Raw genomic sequence first — 8,165 nt, forward strand, 5'->3', positions numbered from 1 at the left:
GGCCTGGCTGGTCGGCGGATCATCAGCTCTGGGATCCTTCCCCTCAGACCACGATGAAGGCCGACTGGGAGAGGGAGCCGGCATCGACTCCCATCAGGATGGCCAGCATCTCGCCGCCAAAGCTGATCGTGGCATCGTCCCCTGAGACCCCGATGACCAGGTCGTTGTAACTGAGACCTCCGAGCAGGCCGATGCGGTCGGGTCCATTGCCGAAGTCCTGGACGGTGTCGGTTCCTTGGCCTGCCCCCAGAACGAACAGATCCGCTCCTCTGCCGCCGATGAGGGTGTCGTTCCCAAGCCCACCGAACAGGACATCCTTGCCGTTGCCCCCCTTGAGGACGTCGTCGCCGGCCAGGCCGGTGAGTTCATCCTTTCCATTTCCCCCCTCCATCACGTCGTTTCCGGCGGAACCGAAGAGGTTGTTGCCACCCACTCCTCCAACAACAGTGAGCCCGGGCCCGAAAACACCGTCCGAGCGCAGGTTCAGATCCTGGATGCGTTGATCGAGAGCACCGGGAGTGTCCGCCGAATCGAAGGCGGTGTTCGGTGTCCCATGAAATTCGGCCAGAAACTCCCTGAGGGCACGCTGCTCGCCAAGGGCATTCGCAGGAGTGTTCCCACTGGAATCGAGATCGAGCGTCTCGTCGAGAGCGGCTCCCAGGGTGCCGTCGTCGAGCAGGTAGCGGAAGTTTTCGCCATTGGCCTTGATCGGGTAGCTGTCGCCGCCGTCCGCCAGAAAGCTGATCGTCACCACACTGATTTTGGCCGGGGCATCGGCACTCACCACACCGTTCTCGATGATCCGAGCCACTGGGATTCCGTTGGCGTCGAGCGCCGCCACGTTGAGCACACGCGAGCCGGCCGGCTGGTCGGGGTCAAAGGAGAAGCTGATGCCACCCAGCTGTGGGAATCGCCCCTGATTGCCCAGATCCGCCACCCCATGCTCGAGGATCGCCTTGAGGCCTTCTGGGGTGGTGTCGAACACCATCAGCTTGTTGTTGAACCTCAGGGAGTTCTCGATATCAAGGGACGAGACGGCTCCCTCCGGCTTGCCGGCAATGGGATTGGCCAGGGGCGGTTCCTTGGCGCCGGTGATCACGTCGACTGAACCGATCTGGGCCCGGATGCCGCCACCGTTCTTGAGTGATGCCACGACCGAACCCTGCGGCAGGGCATCCCGGGCGGCCTCCAGCTGGGCGTCTGCGCTGAGGTTCCCGAGGTTGGTCTCCTGGTTGCGCACCTGATTGCGCTCCCCTTCCAGATACACATCGGTGAATCCCCAGATCTCCCCATCCTTGGAGGTGATCACGGCCTGCACGGCCTCGGTGATGTCGGCCACCTGCTCACCCTTGGTCCCTTCGGCGAAGGCGGTGGTAAGCAGATCCGCTTCGTTCACGCCCCAGGCGGCCGCCACGTTGGCGGCTGTCGCTGCATAGGCACCATTGAGGCTGGTGTTATCGCCTGGGATGCTGTCGAGATCAGGCGCGATGAGGTTGCCTGCGGCGTCGAATTCGACCACCAGGCGGCCCAGGTAGGTGAACTCGTTGTCGGTGTTCACGATCAGGGTGGTGCCGCCATCGGCGCCATTGGTGACGATCGGGTAGGAGCCTGCGAAATTCGCTGCATGACCGGGGAAGGCCACCGCAACGTCGTTGGCATCGCCCAGCCGCGTGTTGGAGCCTGCGGCCAGGATGATATCGACTCCCTCAAGAAGCTGGGCCAGTTCCTGCTCCAGAGCGATCTGCTGAAGGTGTGACATCAGGATGATTTTGTTCACACCCTGATTAAGCAGATCATCGATCACCGGCTGCAGCTGTGTCGCCAGCAGCGCCATGTCGTTGATCTCGGCACCGTCTCCAGCGAAGCCCTTCACCTCCACGCCACCGGTGGAAGAGATCGATTCGATGATCTGGGTGGTGGCCCCCACGAGGCCGATGAGTTCACCCCCCTTGGTCACCACGGCGGAAGGCACGACCCTTCTCGCCAGTGTGGACGCCTCCTCCAGGCCTCCAACGCCTACGGTTTCGGTGTAGCGGCCAGAGATGTCCCCATCCCCTGAGAAATCCAGGTTGGCGGAGAGATAGGGGAAGGCAGCATCATTGATGGCATCGCTGAAGGCCCTGGTGCCCAGATCGAATTCGTGATTGCCGATGGTGGAGGCTTCCACGCCGATTCGGTTGTGAATTTCGATATCGGCGGCACCCGGATTGTCTCCTTTGCCAGCAACCGCGATCACTGATGGGTCGGTACCGGCTGCCAGAAACGGTCCAGGGATGTAGTTGTCACCTCCAGCAAGAATCAGGGTGTTGCTGTAGTCGTCTTCAAAGGCATCCACCAGGGCGGCCAGATAGGGCGCCGTGGTGGATGCGAGCAGACCGGCCTCGCCATCAGCAAAGTGGAGCAGTTGGAGGGTGTAAGCCACAGCGGTGATGCCGGAGAAGAGTGCTTGTGCAGTGATCGTTACACAGGCAATCTGCCAGGTGGGAAAGAGAGTCCTATGCTTTCCGTAAAGCTCTCGTTAACATCTCCACGACGAAGGTATTCGGGATCACTTCGCCATCCCATTCCTCATTCCTGGTTCCACCGGCCAGCAGGGCCTTGGCTCGCGGGGGGTCTCGCCGCGCGAAGGCCCCCGCGAATGCCATCTGAGCGGACCGCTGAATCGATCGACAGCACTACAGAGTGCTGTAGGTGTCGCTGCTGGCGAAATTGCTGGACAGATAGGCGGCACCATTACCGTTACCGAGCAGAGCGCCGAAGTCGAGCAGTTCCACGGAATTGGAATCGAATTCGCTGCTCACCCCCAGCAGCAGTCGCCCAGTGGGGCTCTGCGACGCCCCGATCACCTCAAGGCCCTCGGGGCTGCGGCTCACCTGCTGGTAGGTCACAAAGTCCACGTTATTCACGTCGGTGACGTCGTAGACCACCAGCAGACCGCCTTGGGTCACGAGATCGATGCCATTCGGATCATCTTTGTCGCCAGCGGTTGTGCGCTCCAGGGAGCCCACGGCATAGCGGCGGTTGTTGTACTCGAGCACGGCCACCGATTCCGGCTCCACCCCTTTGTTGTCACTGCGGCCATCATCGCGGATGCCGACGAACTGGGCGATGTTCTCCAGGCTGGTGTTGTAGTCGGTGCCACCGATGTCATCGGTCATCCAGCTGTCCCAGACCAGCTCGCCTGTCAGTCCATCAAAGATGGTGAGGCTGCGGGAGCCGAAGCTCACCGGTGTGCCGTCTCGGGTGCCTGACTCGAAGCTGAAGTCGTTGCTGGGATCGTCGTCACCCAGGGCATTGCTCAGCACCAGGGCTTCGTTGCGGCTGTTTCCATTGACGATCAGATTGTGGCGGTTCGGCACGGAGGCGTAGCCCAGGCCACTGTCGCGACGCTCGTCGTTGTAGGTGCCATACTCCCGGGCATCACCCTCGTTGGCGGTGATGAAGTACACGTCTTCGTCCTGCTCCCAGGCGGCGATGCCGTCGGCCATGCGCAGGCCCACAACCTTCTGACCCGTGACCGGTGCAAAGGTTGAATCGGCGTCATCCAGATCCACCGAAACCTTGCTGTAATCCACCCAGCCCAGGCCGATGTAGGCATCCACAAGGTTGGTGTCCAGATCAATCCGCGCGACCGTGTTGTTCTCCTGGAGGGTCACGAACAGATAGCCGCCCGCGGCGGCCACGTATTCCGGTTCGGCATCCTTAGCCAAGCTGTCGGTGATGCCGGTCTTGCCGCTGAAGCGGATACCTGATCCCAGCAGGGAAAAATTCTCAGGATCCAGATCGGGGAAGCTGATTTCAGTTTCCTCGAAGTTGATGTTGCCGCCCTGGCCGCTCAGATTGATGATCGACACGCTGCCGACTGGATCGATGCTGTAATTGGCGTTGGGCTGGCCTTCATTAGCGATGTAGAGCTGGCGCCCGTCGGCGCTGAAGCGCATGCCATCGGTGAGGAAGCCGGTATTCACTACGCCCACTTCAGTGAGCTTGCCGGATGGATTCAAGCTGTAGAAGCGAACCTGGCTTTCGGGTGTTATGTTGCCGATGGCGTCGTAGTTGTCAGGCGTGGCAGCGATGGCGATCAGGTTGCCGAACGTGGCCACCGAGGTGGTGAAGAAGCCAGTCAGATCAAGCTGCTGGACAACTTCAGGATTCGAGGGATCATTCCAGCCGGTGAGGGTGACGAGATTGCTGCCGCCACTGGAGATCGTAAATAGCTTGTTGGCGATATATACAGAGGCGCTGATCTCGGCCACCAGGCCGTCTTCACCAGCTTCAGAATCAACCGAGAAGTCGGTCAGATCGATGCGGCCGAGGAGGGGATCTTCTGGCTGCTGTTGTGGTGGGGGTGAGATCGGCTTTTTGCCATTGCCCTTGTCCCGTGTGGAGTTGAGCGATCCCTGCGAGGGCGTGGCAAAGCGGGCAGCCATGAACTGATGGAGGAAAGCAGGAGTTTCCCACGACCTTGGGGTAGTCGTTATTTATGGGTGGGTTAACATTGGATGAAATCGGCGTTGTCAGATGCCTTGATTTCGTGATCGTCTCGGATGGGGCCTTGGAGGGCGGGCAATCACCAGTCGTGAGCTTTATCTTCTCAATGCAGGCAGGTGATCCCCTAGGTGATCCAGTCAGATCCTGAAATCTTTTTTCTGAGGGGTGGTTCTCTTAGGCCGCATCGGGATAGGGCTTGATGATTGGTCCGATATATAGGTGTCAAGTCTCAGGGCAACCGTGAGTCGCGAATTGCAGCGATCAGCACGAACCAGGCCAGCCTCAGCTTCGCTGCCAGACCAGGGCGGGAGGCGAGTTCGGCGTACTTGGCGCGGCCACACTCTGATTTGATCCAGCGGTGGATCGCTGGTTCGCTGACGGGAGCGCTCATGGGACTATTCGACTCATGAACAGGGCCTTCTCTTTGCTGGAGTCTGGCTTCTGGAACACTCTGGCGTGCGCCACCCCTGCTCTGGGCGAACCCTTGCCAGTTCCGGCAGGATGCGGCCACCTGCCTGCGGCTGAAATCAGCCCCCGTCTCCTTGTGCGCCTCCGCTCAGCTGCTCTCGTTGTTCTGCTGGCGCCGGCACCGGCGCTTGCGACCCCCTACTCGGCCCTCTGCGGCGACGGGCCATGCACGATCCGCCTCGATGCCAGCGGGATCGACGGGCCTTCGGGGTTCATCCCGGCGGGCCGTATTACCCAGTGGTTCAGCGACAGCGAGGAGCGTCGCGGCAAGGGGGTCGGGAATGCTGTTGCCGGCGCCGGCAACCTGTTGATGACGTCCGCGGCCTACGCGGCGCCGCTGGCCCTGGGCTCCACCTATGTGGCGGCCCCGGTGGGCCTGGTCAGCGGCCTGGTGCGCGGGATGTTCTCCGGCATCCGATCGGGCGACAGCGCTGACCTGAGCTTCAACGTCGTCGGTTATGACCCCAGCGGGCAGAAGATCATCCATCAGTTCCGCTTCGTGAACCCGAAGCCGGCTGGCCGCGTGCGGGCCGCGTTGCCTCTGGTCAGTGGCCTGGCGATGGGGCAGACCCGGTCACCCGATGCATTGCTGCCTGATCGGCTCGATTCCATCGACCCGGCCGCTGCTCCTTTCCAAGATCCCGCCTCAGTTCCAGCCCCTGCGCCAGCCATGGCCACTTCTGGCGGATGGGAGCGTTATCTCCAGGACCGGGGCCTGGTGGATTGGGCGGTTGCGAATCCCCACCTGGCCGATCAGCTCCGGCAGAGTTTGTTCCAGCTCCGGCCCCAGTCCGGTTATGGGCGTTAAATTACTCCGGTCACTCTGCCTTCCCTCCATTTTGCTGGCCTCACCGCCTCTTTCAGCGAGGTGAGCCTGTGCGATCCCATCGGAAACGTCCCGGACAAGACAGGCTTGGGTAGCCGTGGGGCCTGGCAGGAGATTGGTCCTGATGGGATCTTTTTCATGGCAGCCTTTCATGAATTGCACGACGTCGTGCAGGTCCTTTCGGGTCGCCGATCCGCTCATTGCTTCCCGCTCATTGCTTCCGACGGAAGGACGTGTCACGGCTCGTGTTTGGCCCTACCGTAGGGGGCAGGGCTTCGTTCTCAGCTCCAATCCCCATGGCCCTGGAGTTGCCAGGCAGCTTTGTCACGCGCGGTCCGTTGTTGTCCGATCCGAAATGCGATATCGAACCGTGGGAACGGCCTTTTACTGAATCACTGGCGGCAAACATCCTGGACTGGTATCCAGCGACAATCTGGTTGAGGGGCGTCGAACTCGTGGGACCGGAAGCTCTGCCGCTGTTGCGCCCCTGGCGTTCGGGCGAACTGGCCAGCGGCTTGCCTGGGCCTTGATCCCGCAGCTCGTGCGTGCTCGCGGGTGGCTCGGTGTCCGGATGGTTCCCATCACTCCTGGACTCTGGGCAGCAGCCGCAGCCCCACCACCAGCCAGAAGATCGTCAGCACCAGGCATAGGGCCGTCCAGCGGCCCAGCCCCATCCCGGTGATGGCCAGGGGGGCGAACACTGTGATCAGGCCGCCACCGAGGAAGGGTTCGAACAGCAGCTGCTTGAACGAAAACGCCTCCATCACGTGGCTGCGGCCCATCGGATCGGCCATGCGCAGCAGCAGCAGCCCGTTGGCCGTGCTGCCGGTGGCCTGGCCGAAGTCGGCGATGGCCCGCTCGAACCAGGCATCGCTGAACAGCCGGGGGGCCAGCACCAGAACCATCAGCACGTTCCACACCAGTCCCACCACTGCCAGGATCGTGAACGGCAGCAGGTTGTCGGCCAGCAACGGCAGATTCAGGCTGGCCATGGCGGCGGTGATCAGCACATCCATCGACAGCGAGGCGATGCTGGCCTGATCCGTGGCAGAGGCCAGAAACGGCTGGTCGAGCTTCTGCAGCAACAGCTGAACCAACAGCCCTCCCACCATCGCCAGGGGAAACACCGGCACGGCATCGAACAGGGGCGCGATCTGCACCAGGCCCTGCTTGATCAGCGCGCCGATGCCCACCGACACCCCCGCCAGGCAGAGGTTGAGGGTGAGCACATCGAGACTGATGGCCTGATCGGCGGGGATCAGTCCGGCGGCCCGCTCCCCTGCCAGCCGGCCCTTGGCGCCGAAGCTGCCCTTGCGGCCGCCCACCAGGGCTGCGGGGCTGCGGTGCCGCTGGCGCAACAGCCAGGTGCGGGCCTGGCCCACCAGCACCAGGGCGGTGCCGAGCAACACGGAGGCGATCACTCCCACGGTGGCCATCGCCAGGGCCAGGGTGCGCCCTGCTGGAAACCCCAGTTCGGTGAAGGTGCGGCCCATGCCGGCCGCTGTGCCATGGCCGCCTTCGAAGCCCACCTCCACCAGGGTGGCCATCAAGGGATGGCTGCCCATCACCGGCTGCAGCAGGGCCAGGACCACGACCCCGGCCACCAGGTACTGGCCGAAGCCGATCACCATCGAAAAGGCGGTCTGGTGGGCGGCCCGCTGCCACAGCCGTTGTGGGCTGGGCAGTCGCTGGCCGAGAAACAGGGTGGCGAACACCAGCGCGATCAGGGCTGCCGGCGCCTGGGCCCACACCTCCACCACCTTGTCGGGCACCAACTGCACGGGCCCATAGGGACCCACCGCCAGCCCCAGCAGGCCGGCGATCAGGGCTTCAGGCAGGCCCAGCCGGCGCAGCAGCGGCACCTGTTGGCGCAGCACCAGTCCGATCAGCAGCAACAGGCTGAGGACCGAGAAGGCGACCAAGACGTCGTAGACCTGCATGTGCCCTCCCCATCGGATCTCCGGCAGGCTGGCCTCAGTGTTGCGACGCAGCTGATCAAGGATGAACAGGAGTGGGGCCGAGGGCAAGCAGTCGTCGCTGCTGCTACGCCATGCTGCTGATTGTGCGCCGGATGTGCAGCAGTGCAATTGAGAAGAAGCTCGAGCCGATCAGGATCAGGGCGACAACTGGATACCCAATTCATAGGGAACTGAAGCGGGCAACATCCTTTGCCTCGTAGATTGCACAGCTGCAGGCCGCGCGGCCTGCAGCTGTGGGGAACAGGCCAGCCGCTACGACGCCGGACGCGACCCTTAGGAGTTTGCGGAAAAACCGGCTGAACAGTCGTGTTTTCCCTCCCGAGAGCTGATCCCGCTCTGTTCGTGCTGTATTTCGCTGATTCAGCGATTCAGAACTCCCGAAATCAGTCGTATCGCCTCGT

Annotated in this window: 6 protein-coding genes; 2 read left to right on the forward strand and 4 right to left on the reverse strand. The window is 62.4% G+C overall.

What is annotated here, in order from left to right:
- Positions 1 to 43: 43 nt before the first annotated feature.
- The 3 genes from KBY77_RS14045 to KBY77_RS14055 all read right to left on the reverse strand — a co-directional run bounded on the left by KBY77_RS14045 (position 44) and on the right by KBY77_RS14055 (position 4,882).
- Positions 44 to 2,422, reverse strand: coding sequence for a bifunctional metallophosphatase/5'-nucleotidase (locus KBY77_RS14045; RefSeq protein WP_255105738.1), 2,379 nt, complete (start codon positions 2,420 to 2,422; stop codon positions 44 to 46).
- Positions 2,423 to 2,675: 253 nt separating this feature from the next.
- Positions 2,676 to 4,430: a choice-of-anchor I domain-containing protein gene (locus tag KBY77_RS14050; RefSeq protein WP_255105740.1), complete on the reverse strand. Its 1,755-nt coding sequence runs from the start codon at positions 4,428 to 4,430 to the stop codon at positions 2,676 to 2,678.
- A gap of 290 nt (positions 4,431 to 4,720) precedes the next feature.
- Positions 4,721 to 4,882 carry a hypothetical protein gene (locus KBY77_RS14055; protein WP_255105742.1) on the reverse strand — a complete coding sequence of 54 codons (162 nt, stop codon included), beginning with the start codon at positions 4,880 to 4,882 and terminating at the stop codon, positions 4,721 to 4,723.
- Between the two features lie 93 nt (positions 4,883 to 4,975).
- Between KBY77_RS14055 and KBY77_RS14060 the strand changes: the two genes are divergently transcribed.
- Positions 4,976 to 5,767 (forward strand): hypothetical protein, encoded by a 792-nt coding sequence (locus tag KBY77_RS14060; protein WP_255105744.1) that lies wholly within the window; start codon positions 4,976 to 4,978, stop codon positions 5,765 to 5,767.
- 314 nt (positions 5,768 to 6,081) lie between these two features.
- The gene (locus KBY77_RS14065; RefSeq protein WP_255105746.1) at positions 6,082 to 6,315 is read left to right on the forward strand and encodes a hypothetical protein; all 234 of its coding nucleotides are present in this window, start codon (positions 6,082 to 6,084) and stop codon (positions 6,313 to 6,315) included.
- A gap of 51 nt (positions 6,316 to 6,366) precedes the next feature.
- Here KBY77_RS14065 and KBY77_RS14070 read toward each other — a convergent pair whose 3' ends face one another.
- Positions 6,367 to 7,812 (reverse strand): sodium/glutamate symporter, encoded by a 1,446-nt coding sequence (locus KBY77_RS14070; RefSeq protein WP_255105748.1) that lies wholly within the window; start codon positions 7,810 to 7,812, stop codon positions 6,367 to 6,369.
- Positions 7,813 to 8,165 lie beyond the last annotated feature (353 nt).

The sequence above is a fragment of the Synechococcus sp. Cruz-7E5 genome (genome assembly GCF_024345995.1).
Taxonomy (GTDB): Bacteria; Cyanobacteriota; Cyanobacteriia; order PCC-6307; family Cyanobiaceae; genus Regnicoccus_A.

What these genes read in the sequence shown, in the direction of transcription:
- KBY77_RS14055 (WP_255105742.1), bottom strand. Translation starts at nt 4,882, where the DNA reads ATGAGCGCTCCCGTCAGCGAACCAGCGATCCACCGCTGGATCAAATCA.
- KBY77_RS14065 (WP_255105746.1), top strand. Translation starts at nt 6,082, where the DNA reads ATGGCCCTGGAGTTGCCAGGCAGCTTTGTCACGCGCGGTCCGTTGTTG.
- KBY77_RS14050 (WP_255105740.1), bottom strand. Translation starts at nt 4,430, where the DNA reads ATGGCTGCCCGCTTTGCCACGCCCTCGCAGGGATCGCTCAACTCCACA.